Source organism: Zwartia sp. (assembly GCF_049655405.1).
Taxonomy (GTDB): Bacteria; Pseudomonadota; Gammaproteobacteria; order Burkholderiales; family Burkholderiaceae_B; genus Zwartia.
Genome location: NZ_JBASJR010000005.1, coordinates 15,827 through 34,050, shown reverse-complemented (window position 1 = coordinate 34,050; position 18,224 = coordinate 15,827). Strand labels below are relative to the sequence as shown.

General features: G+C 50.4%; 18 protein-coding genes, 1 tRNA gene and 1 pseudogene. 13 read left to right on the top strand and 7 right to left on the bottom strand.

The features are described from left to right. Positions 1–41: 41 nt before the first annotated feature. Positions 42–761, bottom strand: coding sequence for a cytochrome b/b6 domain-containing protein (locus tag WBJ47_RS02970; protein ID WP_422243273.1), 720 nt, complete (start codon positions 759–761; stop codon positions 42–44). A gap of 152 nt (positions 762–913) precedes the next feature. On the opposite strand from WBJ47_RS02970, the gene WBJ47_RS02965 reads away from it, so the two are divergent. From WBJ47_RS02965 to WBJ47_RS02915, 11 genes and pseudogenes are all read left to right on the top strand, one after another. After that, the gene (locus tag WBJ47_RS02965) at positions 914–1,933 is read left to right on the top strand and encodes an ABC transporter ATP-binding protein (RefSeq protein ID WP_422243272.1); all 1,020 of its coding nucleotides are present in this window, start codon (positions 914–916) and stop codon (positions 1,931–1,933) included. Positions 1,934–1,977: 44 nt separating this feature from the next. Then, the gene (locus WBJ47_RS02960) at positions 1,978–3,258 is read left to right on the top strand and encodes an ABC transporter substrate-binding protein (protein WP_422243271.1); all 1,281 of its coding nucleotides are present in this window, start codon (positions 1,978–1,980) and stop codon (positions 3,256–3,258) included. Positions 3,259–3,326: 68 nt separating this feature from the next. Beyond that, positions 3,327–4,202, top strand: coding sequence for a carbohydrate ABC transporter permease (locus tag WBJ47_RS02955; protein ID WP_422243270.1), 876 nt, complete (start codon positions 3,327–3,329; stop codon positions 4,200–4,202). A 77-nt stretch (positions 4,203–4,279) separates the two neighbouring features. Next, the gene (locus tag WBJ47_RS02950; protein WP_422243281.1) at positions 4,280–5,059 is read left to right on the top strand and encodes a carbohydrate ABC transporter permease; all 780 of its coding nucleotides are present in this window, start codon (positions 4,280–4,282) and stop codon (positions 5,057–5,059) included. Then, a complete protein-coding gene (locus WBJ47_RS02945; protein ID WP_422243269.1) occupies positions 5,056–5,910 on the top strand; it encodes an endonuclease/exonuclease/phosphatase family protein in 855 nt (284 codons plus the stop codon). Before WBJ47_RS02950 ends, WBJ47_RS02945 begins: the two co-directional genes overlap by 4 nt. 219 nt (positions 5,911–6,129) lie before the next feature. Continuing rightward, positions 6,130–7,503, top strand: a complete 1,374-nt coding sequence (locus WBJ47_RS02940) for a CmpA/NrtA family ABC transporter substrate-binding protein (RefSeq protein WP_422243268.1) — start codon at positions 6,130–6,132, stop codon at positions 7,501–7,503. A 2-nt stretch (positions 7,504–7,505) separates the two neighbouring features. After that, on the top strand, positions 7,506–8,348 hold the full coding sequence (ntrB, locus tag WBJ47_RS02935) for a nitrate ABC transporter permease (protein ID WP_422243267.1): 843 nt from the start codon (positions 7,506–7,508) through the stop codon (positions 8,346–8,348). Between the two features lie 20 nt (positions 8,349–8,368). Further along, positions 8,369–9,166 (top strand): ABC transporter ATP-binding protein, encoded by a 798-nt coding sequence (locus WBJ47_RS02930; protein ID WP_422243266.1) that lies wholly within the window; start codon positions 8,369–8,371, stop codon positions 9,164–9,166. A gap of 65 nt (positions 9,167–9,231) precedes the next feature. Further along, positions 9,232–9,675, top strand: coding sequence for a cyanase (gene cynS, locus WBJ47_RS02925; protein ID WP_422243280.1), 444 nt, complete (start codon positions 9,232–9,234; stop codon positions 9,673–9,675). Between the two features lie 102 nt (positions 9,676–9,777). Further along, positions 9,778–11,013, top strand: a pseudogene (locus WBJ47_RS02920) (hydantoinase/carbamoylase family amidase); the annotation flags it as partial. Between the two features lie 15 nt (positions 11,014–11,028). Beyond that, positions 11,029–12,276 (top strand): ArgE/DapE family deacylase, encoded by a 1,248-nt coding sequence (locus tag WBJ47_RS02915; protein ID WP_422243265.1) that lies wholly within the window; start codon positions 11,029–11,031, stop codon positions 12,274–12,276. Here the strand turns inward: WBJ47_RS02915 and WBJ47_RS02910 are convergent. Beyond that, the gene (locus tag WBJ47_RS02910) at positions 12,273–13,139 is read right to left on the bottom strand and encodes an amidohydrolase family protein (protein ID WP_422243264.1); all 867 of its coding nucleotides are present in this window, start codon (positions 13,137–13,139) and stop codon (positions 12,273–12,275) included. The two genes, WBJ47_RS02915 and WBJ47_RS02910, sit on opposite strands and share 4 nt — an antisense overlap. 184 nt (positions 13,140–13,323) lie before the next feature. On the opposite strand from WBJ47_RS02910, the gene WBJ47_RS02905 reads away from it, so the two are divergent. Beyond that, positions 13,324–13,400: transfer RNA gene (locus tag WBJ47_RS02905), tRNA-Met, on the top strand. 144 nt (positions 13,401–13,544) lie between these two features. On the opposite strand, the gene WBJ47_RS02900 is transcribed toward WBJ47_RS02905, so the two are convergent. From WBJ47_RS02900 to WBJ47_RS02880, 5 genes are all read right to left on the bottom strand, one after another. Next, on the bottom strand, positions 13,545–14,120 hold the full coding sequence (locus WBJ47_RS02900; RefSeq protein WP_422243263.1) for a hypothetical protein: 576 nt from the start codon (positions 14,118–14,120) through the stop codon (positions 13,545–13,547). Next, positions 14,077–14,577, bottom strand: a complete 501-nt coding sequence (locus tag WBJ47_RS02895; RefSeq protein WP_422243262.1) for a hypothetical protein — start codon at positions 14,575–14,577, stop codon at positions 14,077–14,079. The genes WBJ47_RS02900 and WBJ47_RS02895 overlap by 44 nt, the downstream gene beginning before the upstream one ends. Before the next feature lie 258 nt (positions 14,578–14,835). Then, complete coding sequence (locus tag WBJ47_RS02890; protein WP_422243261.1) at positions 14,836–15,072, bottom strand: helix-turn-helix domain-containing protein; 237 nt, start codon at positions 15,070–15,072, stop codon at positions 14,836–14,838. A 90-nt stretch (positions 15,073–15,162) separates the two neighbouring features. Continuing rightward, positions 15,163–15,678 (bottom strand): hypothetical protein, encoded by a 516-nt coding sequence (locus WBJ47_RS02885; protein WP_422243260.1) that lies wholly within the window; start codon positions 15,676–15,678, stop codon positions 15,163–15,165. After that, positions 15,675–16,940: a tyrosine-type recombinase/integrase gene (locus tag WBJ47_RS02880; protein ID WP_422243259.1), complete on the bottom strand. Its 1,266-nt coding sequence runs from the start codon at positions 16,938–16,940 to the stop codon at positions 15,675–15,677. The genes WBJ47_RS02885 and WBJ47_RS02880 overlap by 4 nt, the downstream gene beginning before the upstream one ends. A 535-nt stretch (positions 16,941–17,475) precedes the next feature. Between WBJ47_RS02880 and WBJ47_RS02875 the strand changes: the two genes are divergently transcribed. After that, the gene (locus WBJ47_RS02875; protein WP_422243258.1) at positions 17,476–18,213 is read left to right on the top strand and encodes a Crp/Fnr family transcriptional regulator; all 738 of its coding nucleotides are present in this window, start codon (positions 17,476–17,478) and stop codon (positions 18,211–18,213) included. Positions 18,214–18,224 lie beyond the last annotated feature (11 nt).

Sequence of the window (18,224 nt, the reverse complement as noted above, 5' to 3'; positions counted from 1 at the left end):
GCAGCATTATTCACTAAAAGTGAGCAATTGAGTGAGGTCTCTCAGCTAAAACTCATGGGGGCATTAAAAGCAAGATCCCAGAGCCACCAGGCCAAGGCGCCAAGCGCGAGTGCCAAGACGAGCGCGCCGAGTCTGACACGCCAGTCATCACGGGCGCTTTGGGTGCCTGAGGGGAGTGTGTGTTTAGGCACATCACCGGTCACCATCGGCTGAATTAACGCCTCACCTCGTAGGCTATAAAAGGCGATCGCGCCCAAATGGAGAGCGAGGATGGCATACAGCAAATATTCGCTAAAACTATGTATGCGGGTGAGTAATGCGACGGTGTCATTACTGACAAACTGTGCCAGAGGTCCTTGAGTCATCACGTCGTCGTTGGCAAAAAGACCTGTCGAGCTTTGAAATAAAAATAAAAATAACATCGCCAAAACGGACCATGCGCCGAGGGGGTTATGGCCCGCGTGTCGAGAGCCAGCGTCGCGACGAAGATAAGCGATTGTTTTGGCAGGGGTCGTGACGAACTGGCTAAAACGGGCATAGCGCGGACCAATCAGGCCCCACACCACACGAAAGAGTAGCAACACAAAGCTCGCAATGCCGAATCTGACATGCCATTCCATCCACCCACCGCCGAGATTGATCGTGATGAGTGCACCGGTAATGCTTACAGCGAGCAGCCAATGAAAGAGGCGGGTAGGCAGATCCCAAATGCGAAGCGTGGGAGCTGTTTTGTTGGGTGGTCGTACTTGATAAGAGGACATTCTGTGTGACCTAGGGTGATCCATTTTTCAATTTATCACCCTTTTACAAAAGACAGGCGTTGTTTGAAAAGGATAGGTTGTCATCGAACTTAAATAAAGTTAAGTTAATGTGAGAGACAAACAAAAAAACAAATAAGCGAGTTCCCTAAGATATGAACGCTGTGCAATTTGATCAGGCCGGTAAAAGCTGGGGCGCCACAGCTGCGCTTCACCCGACGGACTTGCAACTCGAGCAAGGGCAGTTTTCTGTATTGCTCGGACCTTCTGGTTGTGGCAAGACCACAACCTTGCGTTTGATTGCTGGACTGGAGATGCCCACGTCAGGACGGATCCATATCTTTGGCCGTGACGTGACCCATACGCAGCCTGCTCAGCGGGGCGTATCGATGGTATTTCAGAACTATGCCTTGTTTCCTCATCTGTCGGTTGCTGAAAATGTAGTGTTTGGCTTAAAGGTCAGGCGCGTGCCAAGGGCAGAGATCAATGAGCGTTTGCGTAAAACACTCGATCTTTTGAGCTTGTCGCAGCTTTCCGACCGAAAGCCTGGCGAGCTGTCAGGTGGTCAACAACAGCGTGTGGCGCTCGCGCGTGCATTGGTGGCAGATAGTCAACTTTGTCTGATGGATGAGCCTTTGTCGAATTTGGACGCACAGCTTCGCCAAGAAATGCGCCACGAACTGCGTGCTTTGCAGCGCAAGCTGGGCTTGTCTGTTGTCTACGTGACGCATGATCAGACAGAAGCGATGAGCATGGCGGATCGTGTGATTTTGCTCAAAGGGGGGCGCGTTGAGCAGGTGGCGACGCCCACCGAAATCTATCAACAGCCTCGCACACTCTTTGCCGCGCAGTTTATTGGGAGTGCGAGAATGAATGTGCTGGAACTAGAGGGCTCACGCATTGCCGGCACGAATATTATTTTAGAAGCACCTGCAGGCGCAGTGCGCGTGGGACTTCGGCCAGAGGATGTGCGCTTGGGTGGTGCGCATCGCTTGCCATTGCTTAGAACCGACTTTACAGGCGCAGATCTGATGCTGCACGTGGCAGTTAGTACCCAGGTATTGGTCGTTCGCGCCGAAGGTAAGCATGCGCGTGAGGTGCAGGGTGAGATTGCGTTGGGTTGGGAGCCGTCAAGCCTGCATTGGTTTGATCAAAATGGTCTGCGTATCAATTAAACCGCTTAATTAAACCGATTACTTAAACCGTTAAGGAGAAGTGCATGAATAAACTCTTGAGTCGCGCAGCGTTGGTGGCTGCAGGTGTTTGTCTGAGTGCGACTGCATTCAGCAAAACCGAGGTGTCGTTTTATTTTCCAATCGCTGTAGGCGGGCCGATCACAAAGATCATTGATCAGTATGCAACAGATTTCAACAAAGCCTATCCTGACTATAAAGTCACGCCTGTTTACTCTGGCACCTATCAGGAGACCATTGTCAAAGCCTTGACGGCGCACAAGGCAGGCAAGCCGCCTACCGCGGCGATTTTGTTGTCAACGGATACCTTTACGCTTGCCGATGAAGGCGCCATCACGCCGATCGACAAGTTTGTTAAAACAGATGAAGACCGCGCTTGGATGAAAAGCTTTTTCCCAGCTTTTCTTTTAAATGGTCAGTTCGACAACAAGACTTGGGGTATTCCGTTTCAGCGTTCTACAGTTGTCTTGTATTGGAATAAAGAGCTGTTCAAAGAAGCGGGTTTAGACCCAAATACCCCGCCTAAAAACTGGGCTGAAACGATCAGCATGGGACAAAAGCTCACTAAAAAAGATGCCAGTGGAAATGTCACGCAATGGGGCATTCAGGTGCCTTCAAGTGGCTTCCCCTACTGGTTATTTCAGGGCTTCAGCACACAGAACGATGCGATCCTTGCAAATGCATCAGGCAATCAGGTCAAGTATGACGATCCTAAGGCTGTAGAAGCTTTGCAATATTGGGTCGATCTGTCCAAAAAATACGGTATCCATCCACCCGGTGTGGTGCAGTGGGGCACGACTCCCCGCGACTTTATGGAAAAGAAAGCCGCTATGATCTGGACGACGACAGGGAATTTGACCAACATCCGTAGCAATGCAAAGTTTGACTTCGGTGTAGCCATGTTGCCTGAAGGCAAGCGCCGTGGTTCGCCTACTGGTGGTGGAAATTTCTTTATTTTTTCCAAAGCCTCGTCTGCTGAGCAAGAGGGCGCTTACAAGTTTGCGAAATGGCTCACACAGCCAGAGCGTGCCGCTCAGTGGAGTATTGACACTGGCTATGTGGCAGTTTCTCCTGCAGCCTATGAAACACCAGCATTGAAAAAATATGCTGCTGAGTTTCCACCTGCGCTGGTGGCGCGTGATCAACTGCCGTTTGCCGTCGCTGAGTTGTCGACTCACGACAATCAGCGGGTGACTAAAGCACTGAACGATGGCTTGCAAGCGGCATTGACCGGAGCCAAAACGCCTGCACAAGCACTTAAGGACGCTCAGGCTGAAGCAGATCGTTTGCTGCGTAAATATAAGTAATAAAAAAAGGGGGGCGATCATCATGTGCGCACGATGATCGCCTGAGCCGCCTCAGCAAAATTTTAAATATGACTATTTCCTCACGTCACATTCACGCGTATTTATTGTTATTGCCTGCCTTCGTTTTTTTGGTGGGCTTTACGCATTACCCAGCAATCGGGACCTTGATCGATAGTCTGATGTCGACACCGCGTGCGGGGCGAGCGGCAGTTTTTGTGGGAATCGAAAACTACCAGGTGATGATGGAGGATCCTAATTTTTGGAAGTCTTTATTCAACAATCTTTGGTTTGCAATGGCCACCATTCCTGTGTCGATGGGGCTTTCGATTGCAATGGCGTTATGGGTCAATGAAAAAATTGCCGGACGTCAGTTTTTACGCTTGTCATTTTTTCTACCTACGATATTACCCATGATTGCCGTGGCGAATATTTGGATATTTTTTTATACGCCCGGATATGGATTGATCAATCAAGTCCTGGGACTGTTTGGCTTTGCCAGTCAAAATTGGCTCGGAGATCCGCAGTTAGCACTTGGTTCAGTGATTGTTGTCGCCATCTGGAAGGAAGCCGGATTTTTTATGATTTTCTATTTGGCTGCTTTGCAGACCTTGAGCCCAAGCTACCAAGAGGCTGCTCAAATCGAAGGGGCGAGTCGGTGGTATTTCTTTCGCAGAATACAGTGGCCGTTATTGATGCCCACCACAATCTTTGTCTTGGTTAATGCTTTGATCAATGCGTTTCGAATGGTCGACCATATTATCGTGATGACTAAGGGTGGTCCGGATAATGCGACCTCATTATTGTTGTTTTACTTGTACGAGGTAGGATTTAGTTTTTGGGATCGTGGTTACGCATCTGCACTGACTGCAGTGCTGCTACTGATTCTTGCGGTGGTGGGGTTGCTGCAGTTTTTCTTACTTGATCGTCGGGCGCATTACAGATGAACGCAATGACTTCACCCGCTATACAAAGCCGACAGACAACGACTGCGCTGGGGCAGCCTGCCGGTTTCCTCTCGACGATGGGGGCATGGATACTGGCAATCTGTTGGATTTCGCCGTTGCTTTATGCGTGTTGGGCCGCATTTCATCCTTCAGAGTTTGCGACTAAATTAATCTGGGACGCACCGTTGACCCTTCATAATTTTGTTGCTGCTTGGGAGGCAGCACCTTTTGCGCGATATTTTTTAAATACGACCTTGCTTGTCACGCTGATCTTGTTGATTCAGTTAGTGTTGTGCACCCTCGCAGCGTATGCTTTTGCTCGGTATGAGTTTTTTGGAAAAAATATTCTTTTTTCGCTGATGCTTGTTCAGCTCATGGTGATGCCTGAAATCTTGATCGTGAGAAATTACCAGACGCTCTCTCAGCTAGGGTTGGTTGATACGTTGTTTGGTATTGGATTGCCATACTTTGCCTCAGCCTTTGCAATTTTTTTACTGCGTCAGACGTTCAAGACAATTCCTAAAGAGTTGATTGAGGCCGCTCAGATGGAGGGGGCCACTGCACTGCAGGTGCTACGCCATGTTTATATACCTTTGGCTAAACCGACCTATCTCGCATTTGCACTCGTATCCGTCAGCTATCACTGGAATAATTTCCTCTGGCCATTGGTGGTGAGCAACTCCGTCGAGTCACGTCCTCTGACTGTAGGTTTGCAGGTGTTTTCTTCTACCGATCAGGGAATCGACTGGTCCATCATTACTGCGGCAACTTTGCTGACCTCTGCGCCACTTTTGTTGGGATTTTTAATTTTCCAGCGCCAGTTTGTCCAATCTTTTATGCGGGCGGGTATTAAATGAAAATCCTAACATGGAACGTCCAGTGGTTTAAGGGGCTTGACGGAGTGGTCGATATCGAGCGTGTTTTGGAAAAAGCACGTGAAATTGGAGACTTTGATGTGCTGTGCCTGCAGGAGGTCAGCGTCAATTACAACGCACTGACGGGTGAAACGCCTGCAGATCAAGTGGCGCGAGTGCGTGCGTTGATGCCAGGTTATGAAGTGTTCTTTGGTGCCGCAGTCGATGAGTTATCCGCCTGCGGGACTTATCGTCAGCAATTTGGCAATCTCATTGCCTCCAGGCTGCCTGTTCGCTTGGTGGAGCAGATTTTATTGCCTGATCCTGTTCACATGGGTGAGACAAATACGCCGAGTATGCGACGGATATGCTTGGTGTGTACCGTGCAAGCTGCATGGGGTCCCGTGCGCGTGATGACCTCTCATCTTGAGTACTACAACGCGACTGCGCGCCTCGCTCAGGTGAGTGCCTGTCGTGCAATTCATCTCGATGCCTGCGCGCTGGCATCGCATCCCCCTGAAGTCATCGCAGGTAGTCCATATCAGGCCAAGCCCCACACCATGGACGCAGTCCTATGTGGGGACTTTAACTTTGAATCTTCGAGTGTTGAGCACGCGACGATGACAGCGCCTAGCGAAGTGGGGCGCTTTATCAATGCTTGGAGTGTTTTGGATTCCTCAAAGCCTTATCCTGCAACGTTTAGAATTTTTGATCGCACGTACGGGCCTGAGCCGGTGGGGTGTGATTTCTTTTTCTTAAGCCCGACTCTTTCAACTCGGGTGCAAGCGTTGATCGTCGATCAATTGACACAGGTATCTGATCATCAGCCTGTTTTGTTAACTCTGAAAGACTGATTGAGTGAACCCGATCCCATGTTTCAGCACTAGATTGGCGTTTTAGCGCCATTGCGGTGCTTCACCTTGCCTTGTGTCGGGCCTGCGCACTGTCCTGGTGCCAGGGCAACGAGTCATTGAGTCAATGTTGCGCGAAAGCGCTCTTTTTTAAGAGCGTGAGTGCTTGGCACGCATCTTGCTTGAGTCCCTGTACCGAGTTTCTACACAGGGGTGCTCATTATGTCGATCTTCTCTAATCCATTTGATTCAAAGCTTCGCTTGCGTTGTTCTTGCGGTCAACATGCTTCAGCCGCAGAGCATGAGGCGAGTCACTCTGCGTCGAGTGAAATGCGTGATCGCTCTTCCGAGGCATTGGGTGACCGGGTCGTTGAGCAAGCTGTCATGCGTGCGATATTTCCTCAAGACGACATGCGCCGTCGATTTTTGCAAGCCGTGGGTGCGCCGACTGCACTTGCTGCGATTTCTTCGATCTTTCCTCTGGCTTTTGCGAAAGAGGCCTTTGCTCAAGGTGGGAAATTAGAAAAAACGAATTTGAAAGTCGGCTTTATCCCGATCACGTGCGCGACCCCCATCATCATGGCAGATCCCATGGGCTTTTATAAAAAGCAGGGGTTGAATGTTGAGGTGGTTAAAACAGCCGGTTGGGCAGTTGTGCGTGATAAAGCGCTCAACAAAGAATACGATGCGGCGCACATGCTTTCGCCAATGCCACTTGCGATTTCAATGGGCGCAGGTGCAACGCCCACGCCTTATACCGTTCCTGCGATTGAAAATATTAACGGACAAGCGATTACGCTTGCGATGAGGCATAAGGACAAGCGCAATCCCAAGGACTGGAAAGGCTTTAAATTCGCGGTGCCATTTGATTATTCGATGCATAACTATTTGCTGCGTTATTACTTGGCGGAAAACGGTATTGATCCCGATCGCGATGTGCAGATTCGCGTGGTGCCGCCGCCAGAAATGGTCGCAAATTTGCGTGCGGATAACATCGATGGCTTTTTAGCACCAGATCCTGTGAATCAGCGTGCGGTTTTTGATGGCGTTGGCTTTATTCACATCTTGTCTAAAGAGCTTTGGGACGGTCATCCTTGTTGCGCCTTTGCTGCGAGCAAAGAATTTATGACGGCGAACCCAAATACCTATAGCGCTTTGTTGCGTGCGATTGTTGAGGCGACAGCGTATGCCCAAAAAGCTGAAAATCGTAAGGAAATTGCCGCAGCGATTCATACCCCTAATTATCTGAATCAGCCCTTAACTGTCGTCGAACAGGTCTTGACCGGCACGTATGCTGACGGCTTGGGTAATGTGAAAAAAGTACCGGATCGCATCGGTTTTGATCCAATGCCCTGGGAGTCTTTCGCTGTCTGGATCATGACGCAAATGCAGCGTTGGGGCCAAGTCAAGGGAGAGGTCGATTATCAAAAAATTGCACAAGACGTATTTTTAGCGACCGATGCGCGCCGTGCAATGGAGCAGGCGGGTCTGGCAGTGCCTGCGCCAGGGAGCAAGAAAATCATTGTGATGGGCAAAGTATTTGACGCCAGCAAACCCCGCGAATACCTCAATAGCTTTGCGATCAAGAGGGTATAGAAATGATACGTCACGAACGTACGAGAGCTTTGGTGTTGTCGGTGCTGGTATTGGCGATTTTCCTCTTGTTTTGGCAAATCGCCACCATGCCAACGCAAGGTGCTCAAGTCGTAGATGAGGAGTATGCCAAGCTTGTTGGAGCCGCCGCCGCGACGGGTCAAAAGTCTACCTTCCCTGGTCCGCTCGATGTGGGCGCCAAGCTGGTTGAACACTTGTCCGATCCTTTTTACGACAGAGGCGCCAACGATAAGGGCATTGGCATTCAACTTGCATGGTCAGTGTCTCGTGTGGCGCTTGGCTTTGGACTCGCGGCGCTTGTTGCGGTACCTCTGGGTTTTTTGATTGGAATGTCTCGGTTGTTTTTTCAAGCACTCGATCCTTTCATCCAGATTCTCAAGCCCATTTCGCCGTTGGCCTGGATGCCTCTCGCGCTCTTTACGCTCAAGGACTCGAATGTGTCGGCTGTGTTCGTGATTTTTATCTGCTCAATTTGGCCAATGCTGATTAACACGGCCTTTGGTGTGGCCTCTGTGCGCAAGGAGTGGATCGATGTCTCACGCACGCTCGAAGTGAGTCCTTTACGAAAAGCATTTTTCGTCATTTTGCCAGCAGCGGCGCCCACCATCATGACGGGTATGCGGATATCGATTGGTATTGCATGGCTGGTGATTGTGGCCGCTGAGATGCTAGTGGGGGGGACGGGGATCGGTTATTTCGTTTGGAATGAGTGGAATAACTTATCGATCGCCAATATTTTGGTGGCAGTCTTGATGATCGGCGTGATTGGTATGTTGCTTGATCTCTGTTTTGCGCGTCTGCAAAAAGCTGTGACATATAAAGATTAAGTGTGAAAGGAGTGCGCGCAATGCAAAATTTTCTTCAAGTACAAGGACTGCGCAAGGCCTTTCCGGGCGTGGGTGGTGCAAATGAGCTCGTCGTTTTTGATGATGTGAATTTTACGATTGATCGGGGTGAATTTGTCTGCATCATCGGTCATTCGGGATGTGGCAAAACGACGATTTTGAATGTGCTGGCAGGATTAGAGGCCCCGACAGGCGGTCATTCCTTTATTGATGGCCGTGAAATCAACGGACCAAGCCTGGATCGCGGTGTTGTGTTCCAGTCCCACGCGTTGATGCCCTGGATGACTGTGAGCGGCAACATTGCTTTTGCTGTGCGGTCGAAATGGCCGGACTGGTCACGCAGCAAAGTGGATGCGCATGTTCAGCAATTTATCGACATGGTGCATTTGACTGGCTCTGAGGATAAAAAACCTTCTCAGCTTTCGGGTGGCATGAAACAGCGGGTGGGTATTGCACGTGCGTTTGCGATTCAACCCAAGATGCTGCTGCTGGACGAGCCTTTTGGTGCGTTGGATGCGTTGACCCGCGGCAATATCCAAGACGAGCTTGTCACAATTGTGCGCGGGACCCAACAAACCGTGTTCATGATTACGCACGACGTGGATGAAGCAATTTTGTTATCAGACAAAATATTTTTAATGAGTAATGGTCCGCGGGCCGTACTCGCCGAGATTGTCACAAATCCTTTGCCTAAAGATCGCACGCGCGCCACGATGCATCACGACCCAAAGTTTTATGAGCTGCGTAATCATCTGATTGATTTTCTTGTGCATCGGTCCAAGACCTATGCGGCTGCTTAATTTTTTTGATTGTATTTATTCACACGGAGTAGGACATGGCAACTTCTAAAGCAATTGCAAAACCAATGACCCGAGAAGACGTGACTGATTTGATTTATTCGGCCAAAGTTCAAAAGGGCTTGAAATGGGCAGATGTCGCGAAAAAATTGAAACTTTCCAAAGAGTGGACAACTGCCGCATGTATGGGGCAAATGACGTTGACCAAAGCGCAAGCCTTGGTGATTGGTAAAACGTTTGACTTGCCCGCTGAAGCGATCGCCTTGCTGCAAGTCGTGCCTTATAAGGGTTCTTTGCGCAGCTCCGTTCCAACAGATCCTTTAATTTATCGTTGGTATGAAATCGTGAGCGTGTATGGCACCACGATCAAGGAGTTGATCCATGAGGAGTTTGGCGACGGCATCATGAGCGCGATCGACTTTTCGATGGATATCAAGCGTGAACCAGACCCGAAAGGTGACCGTGTCAATGTGGTTTTGTCGGGCAAATTTTTACCTTATAAGTCTTACTAGTCCTCCAAAAACCCCTCAAGTCCAGATTAAACTGTGAGAGACACCTGTTAGGGACAGGTGCGACGTTTCTCACAGGAAATCGACATGGCGGTTTTACAAGAAGTCGGTCAAGAAATTATGCAGTGGTCGGAGCGTCTGGCCCTGCATAGTGAGCCTGGCTGGGCCGAAAAAGGCCAGCTGACAGTGACATACTTGACCCCTGCGCACTTAGCAGTGGCGGACACGCTTAAAACATTGATGCAAGACGCTGGTTTTGATCAGATTTCGGTCGATGCGGTTGGTAATGTGGTGGGTGTCTACCATGGTGCTGCAGCTCATTCGCCATTGCTTTTGACAGGTTCTCATTACGACACTGTTCGTAATGGCGGTAAATATGACGGCCGACTCGGTATTTTGATACCGATTGCGGTGGTGAAGTCTTTATCCAGTCAAAAGCGTCGTTTGCCTTACGGTATCGAGGTGGTAGGCTTTTCCGAAGAGGAAGGTCAGCGTTTTCGTGCCACCTTTTTAGCTGCGGGGGCTTTAACGGGTAGTTTTGACCCCGCCTGGCTGACTCAGCAGGATGCGGATGGCATCACGATGGCGCAAGCGATGCAAACCGCGGGTTTGCCCGGAACGCTTGCTTCCATTCAGGCAATTAAACGTGATCCTAAAAAATATCTCGGCTTTGTCGAGGTGCATATCGAGCAAGGCCCGGTTCTCTGCGAAAAAGCGCTGCCACTCGGTGTGGTGACCTCGATTAATGCAGGGGTGCGTGCAACCTGCAAAACAATTGGTCTGGCTGGGCATGCAGGTACAACGCCGATGTCGATGCGCCAAGATGCGATGTTGGCTGCCGCTGAAATCAGTCTGATGGCTGAGCAGCGCGCACGCGCTGACGAGGGGTCGGTGGCGACGGTCGGCCAGATTCAGGTGCCTGGCGGTTCAATTAATGTGATCCCGGGCGAGTGTGTCTTTACTTTGGATATGCGCGCGCCCACAGACCCGCAGCGTGATGCGTTGGTGACTGATATCGTCAAAGAAGCGCATGCGATTGCTGCCCGCAGACAAGTCCAGTTCGAATACACCGAGGTGATGCGTGCGAGTGCCGCGCCTTCTGACCCAGCCTGGCAGGCTCGCTGGGAGAGGGCGGTCACCAAAATCGGTCAACCCGTGTTTAAACTGAACAGTGGTGCTGGTCACGATGCCATGAAAATGCATACCATCATGCCTCAGGCGATGTTGTTTGTTCGCGGTGGCAATCGTGGCATCAGCCACAATCCTCTTGAGATCATCACGGCCCAAGACGCAACGCTCGCGACTCAGGCTTTTGAAGCCCTTTTAGATCAAATCAACTAATCACACTCCGACATCATGAAGAACAACAATCACGCCGAACTCTATGCAAAGCTCGACCAATGGATCGATGCGCACTTTGACGAACAGGTAAAGTTTTTGCAGTCGGTGATTCAAGTCCCGACCGATACACCGCCAGGCAATAACACTCCGCACGCGCTGCATGTTGCTAAGCTGATTGAATCCTTCGGTATGCAGGCTGAACAGCATGCTGTGCCAGAGGCTGTGGTTCGCGAGGCTGGCTTAGAGTCGATTACGAACCTGATCGTCAAAAGGCAGTATGCAGAGGGTGGCAAAGTCTTGGCGCTCAATGCGCACGGCGATGTCGTGCCGCCAGGCGATGGCTGGACACATCCACCCTATGCCGGCGAGATTCATGAGGGGCGGATTTATGGCCGTGCCGCAGCCGTGAGTAAGTGTGATTTTTCGACGTACATTTTTGCTGTTCGTGCGCTAGAGTCACTTGGAGTGCCTCTCAACGGCCGTATTGAACTGCAGTTCACCTACGACGAGGAATTCGGCGGAGAGCTTGGCCCAGGCTGGTTGCTAAAAAACAAGCTCACCAAGCCTGATCTGGCAATTGCTGCGGGCTTTAGTTATCAAATCATCACTGCCCATAATGGATGTTTGCAGTTTGAGGTCACGGTCAACGGGAAAATGGGTCACGCAGCGGTTCCCACTTCAGGTGTCGATGCGCTGCAAGCCGCGGTTAAGATCATGAATGCGTTGTATGGCTTGAACGAAACCTACAAGTCCGTCAAGAGTCAGGTGCCAGGCATCAATCATCCCTATCTGAACATCGGATTGATTCAAGGCGGTACCAATACCAATGTCATCCCAGGAAAAGTCGTCCTCAAGCTTGATCGTCGGATGATTCCCGAAGAGGATCCTGCTCAGGTCGAGGAGAGTATTCGCGCGACGATCGACGCGGTCTGGAAGCAAATCCCAGGCATCACTGCTGAAACCAAGCGTATTTTGCTGGCGCGTGCACTCAAGCCTCTGCCAGGCAGTACCGAACTGGTCGAGGCACTGCAAACCCATGCAGAAAAACAGTTTGGAGAAAAAGTGCCTGCTTGCGGTACACCGCTTTACGCCGATGCGCGCTTGTATTGCGAGGCAGGTATACCGGTCGTGTTGTATGGTGCAGGTCCACGCACCGTCGAGGAAAGTTGCGCAAAACAGCCCGATGAGCGTCTGGAGCTCGAAGATTTGCGCCGGGCGACCAAAGTCATCGCCCGAACCTGCCTCGATATGATGACTATTTAGGCTGAAAAGCGATACAGCTTTTGCGGGTTATCCACCATCAGTTGTTGCAGTAACGCTGGTTCAGGCGCGATCTGAGCCAGCGAATTGATCAACACGCCGTCGTCTGGAATATGTGTATGGTTGGGGTGAGGCCAGTCCGAGCCCCACACACAGCGATCTGGGTAGGTCGTGACAAGGTGTCGGGCAAAGGGAATCCCTTGCTTGTAGGGTGGTTGTGCGTCGATACGGTCGATGCCGCTGACTTTGACCATGAAACCTGGTAGCTCCAAGAGGCGGCAAAAGGCTTGAAAGTGCTCGTGCCCCAATCCAAGCGTGGCATCAACGCGGCCCATATGATCCATGACAACAGGCACTGCGGATTGCTTGAGTAATGGCATCATTTCTTTGGCATGCATCGCGTGCAACTGAAGCTGGAGGTGCATGCCCAAGGGCTCAAGTCGGCGGGTCAGGGCGATCACTTGTTCGGGCGTGTAGTCGATTTTGTAGCCCGGCATAAAGTGAAACCTCAGTCCACGAAAGCCCACAGAGGCCAGGCGCTTGAGCTCTGCGTCACTCAGATCCACGGGGGTGAGTGCCACGCCTAAATACCGACCTTCAGCCGCACGCATCGCATCCTCCACCACGCTATTGTCAAAGCCGTGCAGGAGTGTATTTACAATGACACAGCGGTCGATACCGAGTTTTTTGTGTAGGGCAAACAGGGTTTCCTTGGGAGCATCTGCGGGAGTAAACCCGCGGGTTGCGGCATAGGGAAACTTGTCGCTTGGGCCAAAGACATGGACATGGGAGTCGGTCGCACCTCGGGGAAGCTTAAAGGTCGCTGGACTGGGTTCAGGCATAAAAGTTTGGATGATTTCGGGCATCTTGGTCGTCTCTGTCATGGTTTTGTATGATGTCTTTCGCTACTTAAGCGTATTTTGACATGTTGATATGTTGGCATTGGCGTATGACTCGGGTCAACTTGTCTGCAGAGACTTTAAAAAAATGCTAGACTTTCGCCTCTTGGTTAAAAGTCAGTGTTTCAAATAGTTGCTTTTAGTCATAGGAGGCGCATTAGCTCAGCCGGTTAGAGCGACGGAATCATAATCCGCAGGTCCCCTGTTCGAATCAGGGATGCGCCACCAGTATTTAAAGGCTTCTTGAGAGATTTCTCCAAGAGGCTTCTTCTTTATAAGAGTCCGTGACCCCTTTGTGCCCCCCTCAGCCACGATTAAAAAACAACGCTTAGAGGGCAGGGCGGGCTAATGCTTAAAATGCAGATTCGAAGCTCAAGCTATCTCCTGGGTTCTTGTTATGTAATCTCTGTGAATCCCCTCACCGGCATCTGATTCAATATCACCAAGAGCAATTTTTAATAATTTTTCGTCTCGTCTTTGCGCTTTCTGAATTAATCGCAATCGCCTTTCGTGCTCGATTGCTGCCTCTGGATAAAATTTGCGCAAATAGCCCAGTCTTCCCTTATTCTCTGTGAGGTATGCCGTGCATTGCATGCAGTCAGGAGAAGGGAGCCCGTAGGAGTACCACCTAGGGAGATCAATATTTATGCTTTTCAGATAGATCATTACCTGATCGCTGGTCCAATTCTCTAAGGGCAAAAGGCATTCAATGCCATCGTTAATTATTGATCCAGAGGTGATCGGAGCAGTTAATCCCTCGGCGGCGCGCTGACCCATAACTTTTAAAGTAATCCCCATCGCAACAAGTTCGTTATGCAAGGGAAACCAGAAATTTTGTGAGCAGCACTGGTAACGACTTTGCAGAACAAATTTATCTTCAGACTTCTCACACACTCGCCCTACATCAGTCGCTGATACAGGAACCATATCGCTGGGGTACCAGCTCATTGCCGGCTTCTATTGTTGTCCCTACCGGAAGCGCAAGCTGTGCCCTGAGATCGTGTAAGAGGGAGGTCGCAGCCGAGAGTCTTTGGCTCTCGTGCTGATCCCGCAATGCCTCAACCATTGCCTTGGCTACATCAGGTGCAACCTCGCCTCGCGCGATCGCGATGTTGATCTGCTGGCATGCTCCATCGATGTCGCCGCGTTCGATACACTCTGCGGCGCTTGGAATCTCGACCGCCTCGAACTGACTCTTTAATGTCGGAGTAATAATGCTCATGGCCATCTGCAGCGCGGCTGTGTCGCCTGCTTTTGCTTTCTTGATCAGCTGATCAACGATGCCCGCGCTGGCGGCTAGAATCCTGCGGCGCGCGCTCGCGCCTTTGCCTAGGCATCCGACAGGCCGTCCTTTTGGGTTTCCACTAAACCCCGGCACAAACCGTTTCGTCGTCGAATCACGCATCTTCTAAAGGATTTCCATAAATAACAGGGTTTTTTTATCAGGATTAACAGGTCTAATATTGCCCTGTCTGAACCTGTTATGTCACCCCCTGGGAAAAACTCTTTCAGCAACTTTATCTCTTGCTGATTATCTGCTGCCCCCAACGCACACGCAAGGAGATGGAGTATCCTCGGCAATCAAAAGTCTTGCGATGCGCATCTGATTAAATGCCTTACACGCGCGCGTGATCGGTTGCTGCAAATTGTTCATGAAATCTCCTTATGTGAGAGGAACCAGGGGTGCACCTACGAAACCTGATGCCAGATAGGCCTCGATATCTGATTGGCGATAAAAGACCTTGCGCCCGATCTTTAGAAAGGGAATACGGCGCTGCTTGGAGCGATCGTTGTGCAGAGACTGTGGATGCAGATGCAATATTTGCGCAGCCTCGATGGTTGAAAGCAGCGGCTCTTTTGCGCTGATGCGCGGGGATGCCTTGACTTCAGTTTTCTTCATAGAAACTTCCTCATTAAAAAGTAAGCAAGAAATTAAATATTTTGAATCAAAAAAATGCGGCGATGCAGCTGCCGCATGTACTGCTTGCTGCTACTTCGGAAATAATTCCTTTCTGCGTCTGAACCAATGCAGGGCGGTCTCTGCGCTGCAATCGAATTGCACTGCGCACTCACGCGATGCCGCGGCCTGACTTAATCCTGAATCGACTAGCGCGATCATCTTTCGCACTAGCTCAAACCGATCCACCACACGCCCGCGCCCCATCTCATTGAGTTGTAGCGCCTTGAGCAAGTCTTGGGGATCAGCACCGTCCCAATCGTTCAATACGCGCAGGAACCACAACCCTGAGACGCCGTCGGGTGTCGGATTCTGTTCAATGAATCGACCGATGCGATACAGGGCGTCTATTACCTCTTGCTTAGTCCCAAATTTAAAGTCTTGGGATGCAAATTTTTGCAGGCGCGCAATTTTGACTGAAGCGGCCTCGAACATTGGGCGAATGACGTTTGGGACATTGCTGGGCTCAATACGCGCGACAGACTGGGCTTCAGTGAGCCTTCGCTCCAGCTGAGCAATGCCGCGTTTGAGATTGAATTTATTACTCATGCCGATTTCCTGTGGTGATCTAAGTGGATAACTTTAGCGCCGGGCGGCGCATAGAGATCGGCTACCCGTTGCCATGCATCTCGCAGCATGGCGGGGCTGGGGCGCGCGTAATGCGCGTGCGTCACATCTGCGCTGCCTGGTGCGTGATTCAAACAACCCTTCAGCGCTGGATAGGGAACATTAAGATGCATGCATGAAAGCGCAAAGAATTTTCTTAAACCATGCGCCGTGATGTGAATGCCTATTTTTTTTGACAGGTTCGCCATTAATTTCTTTGGCTCGCCGCAATGGCTAAATATAGGCTGATCTGAAGTCTTGTCTTTGATGGCCTCAGTCACAATCGCAGTGAGCTGATCGCTCATCAGAATCTTGTGATCGGTGCCGTTTTTGGTGTCGCGAAAATTGATGGTTTTTGTTTTCAGATTCACATCAGAGACCAGGGCCTCGGCCAGCTCGCCACGCCTCGCGCCGGAAAGCATAAGCGCCTTGACGTAATCCCTTGAGGTGTCTGATCTAGATTGCCCAAGCAGCTGCCAGAGCTCTTGGCCGTGGCCCATGCTTGGATCAAGATCGGTTGTGCGCGGTGCGGTTTTTATCCAGGGGAACTTGCGCCTGCGATGTGCGCGCCAGTCCTGACAGCCCTGGGCATGGAAGAGGCAGAGAGCACGAACCAGGCGAACGGCATGATTCGCCCGTGAGCCGTTCTTGCCCCGGCCCGTCTCGATCAGGCGATCCTTTATTTCATGGATCATTGCCTCAGCTTTCTGGCGGTCGATATCCTTAAGCTGCAGGCTGCAATAGGGAAGCAGCTCACGAGTCAGGAGAGCCCGGTAATCCATCTGGGTGCGCTCTTTGAGGGGGACCTCAGCGAGGTATGCCGTGAGCGCGTCCTCTAGCGTGATGCTGGCAGCCTTCGCCTGAGCTTGACGCTCAAGCTCCTTTTTGTGTGCCTCTCTGGGATCTGCGTTGCTTTTGAGCAAGGATATGAGTGTCTCGGCTTCATCGCGTATCTGGGCGATAGAGGCATGCGCGAGGATGAACCCCTTGTCACCATCCATATTCTCGGCCTTGATGCGATCCTCGATAGCGCGTTCATACGAGCGCCCTAGGTGCTTGAATCGGACAAAGAATGTTTTCGTTGACTTGGTGACGCGCAGGGCGAGATTCGGGCGCACGCTATCCCAGTAGATTTTCTTACCGCTGGCCGGATGTGGCAGCTTGGCGATAAGCGTCTGAGTAAAGTTGATTTTGCCGTTTTCCATCGATCCCCCCGTGTGCCCCCTTAATAACTGACAATTAAATTATATCCTAGTAATTAATTTATACCAAGATATAGGGATTATCTAGCTTTCGGGGCAGGGTGGGGTGGATAACGAGGATGGGAAAGGGGGCTAAAAAGAAATCATAATCCGCAGGTCCCCTGTTCGAATCAGGGATGCGCCACCAGTAAAATCCACAAAATTCTATTGAAATCCAAATGCTTGGCTCTACTCCATGGCTCTACTCCATTAACGGGGGATGAGCAGTATTCGGCTCTACTCCATTAACGGGGGATGAGCAGTATTCATCAAATAGCAGGCATGCTTACGCCAACTTTAATCAGTTGGCGTTTTTGTTTTTGCCAAGATAAAAAATTGATGGCTGAGTTTGCTCGCGGGTCGTCATGAAACATCATGCTTTCAATTTTTAAGCATTGATAGCTTTTATGACTTTCGATCAATATTGCAAATTGACAGAAAGTATTAACGTTTTCAAAAGTACGTTAACTGTGTCGAATGGGTTTGCAAAGGAGTTCTCATGGTTGAATCTTACGCAGAGAGACTCACTCCACCATCACCGAAAGAAAATTATTTGTTGGCGGGTTTACCAGAAAGTCACTGTCTGCCATTTGTTCAAAAGCTTTCAGTTATTTTTCTGCCGCGAGGAGAGGTTCTTTACGAATCGGGTGATGAAGAAGAGTTTGTGTACTTTCCAACGAGCGCAATCATTTCCTTGCTTCACATGATGAAAGATGGTTCTTCTGTAGAAGTCTCCGTGGTGGGCAATGAGGGGATTGTTGGTGTGGATGTATTTATGGGAGGATGCAGGACACAAAGCCGTGTCGTGGTGCAAAGTGCTGGTTTTGCGTACCGATTAAGCGCAGCGGCATTAAAGAATGAGTTTAATCATCACGGTCCCTTGACGACACTGCTTTTAAATTACACACAGTCATTGATCACACAAATGGCGCAGACCTCCGCTTGTAACCGATATCATTCCATTGATCAGCAACTTTGCCGTTTACTGTTGCTCTCCTTAGATCGTTTGAATAAAAACACGTTGACGATGACGCAAGAAATCATTGCCAGCATGCTGGGGGTTCGACGCGAAGGCGTGACGGCGGCGGCGGGTAAGTTGCAGAAGCGAGGTGTCATTAAATACGCAAGAGGGCACATCACCATTATGAATCGCCCGGAGCTTGAACACTTGAGCTGTGAATGTTATGCCTTGGTAAAAAACGAAGCGCGTCGTTTGCAACCCTTTTTTAGGAACTAAAGTTATAGTGA

Bases quoted from the DNA above. Each gene is read 5' to 3' on its own strand.
- WBJ47_RS02970 (WP_422243273.1), bottom strand. From the start codon at position 761: ATGTCCTCTTATCAAGTACGACCACCCAACAAAACAGCTCCCACGCTT.
- WBJ47_RS02965 (WP_422243272.1), top strand. From the start codon at position 914: ATGAACGCTGTGCAATTTGATCAGGCCGGTAAAAGCTGGGGCGCCACA.
- WBJ47_RS02960 (WP_422243271.1), top strand. From the start codon at position 1,978: ATGAATAAACTCTTGAGTCGCGCAGCGTTGGTGGCTGCAGGTGTTTGT.
- WBJ47_RS02955 (WP_422243270.1), top strand. From the start codon at position 3,327: ATGACTATTTCCTCACGTCACATTCACGCGTATTTATTGTTATTGCCT.
- WBJ47_RS02950 (WP_422243281.1), top strand. From the start codon at position 4,280: ATGGGGGCATGGATACTGGCAATCTGTTGGATTTCGCCGTTGCTTTAT.
- WBJ47_RS02945 (WP_422243269.1), top strand. From the start codon at position 5,056: ATGAAAATCCTAACATGGAACGTCCAGTGGTTTAAGGGGCTTGACGGA.
- WBJ47_RS02940 (WP_422243268.1), top strand. From the start codon at position 6,130: ATGTCGATCTTCTCTAATCCATTTGATTCAAAGCTTCGCTTGCGTTGT.
- ntrB (WP_422243267.1), top strand. From the start codon at position 7,506: ATGATACGTCACGAACGTACGAGAGCTTTGGTGTTGTCGGTGCTGGTA.
- WBJ47_RS02930 (WP_422243266.1), top strand. From the start codon at position 8,369: ATGCAAAATTTTCTTCAAGTACAAGGACTGCGCAAGGCCTTTCCGGGC.
- cynS (WP_422243280.1), top strand. From the start codon at position 9,232: ATGACCCGAGAAGACGTGACTGATTTGATTTATTCGGCCAAAGTTCAA.
- WBJ47_RS02915 (WP_422243265.1), top strand. From the start codon at position 11,029: ATGAAGAACAACAATCACGCCGAACTCTATGCAAAGCTCGACCAATGG.
- WBJ47_RS02910 (WP_422243264.1), bottom strand. From the start codon at position 13,139: ATGCCCGAAATCATCCAAACTTTTATGCCTGAACCCAGTCCAGCGACC.
- WBJ47_RS02900 (WP_422243263.1), bottom strand. From the start codon at position 14,120: ATGAGCTGGTACCCCAGCGATATGGTTCCTGTATCAGCGACTGATGTA.
- WBJ47_RS02895 (WP_422243262.1), bottom strand. From the start codon at position 14,577: ATGCGTGATTCGACGACGAAACGGTTTGTGCCGGGGTTTAGTGGAAAC.
- WBJ47_RS02890 (WP_422243261.1), bottom strand. From the start codon at position 15,072: ATGAAGAAAACTGAAGTCAAGGCATCCCCGCGCATCAGCGCAAAAGAG.
- WBJ47_RS02885 (WP_422243260.1), bottom strand. From the start codon at position 15,678: ATGAGTAATAAATTCAATCTCAAACGCGGCATTGCTCAGCTGGAGCGA.
- WBJ47_RS02880 (WP_422243259.1), bottom strand. From the start codon at position 16,940: ATGGAAAACGGCAAAATCAACTTTACTCAGACGCTTATCGCCAAGCTG.
- WBJ47_RS02875 (WP_422243258.1), top strand. From the start codon at position 17,476: ATGGTTGAATCTTACGCAGAGAGACTCACTCCACCATCACCGAAAGAA.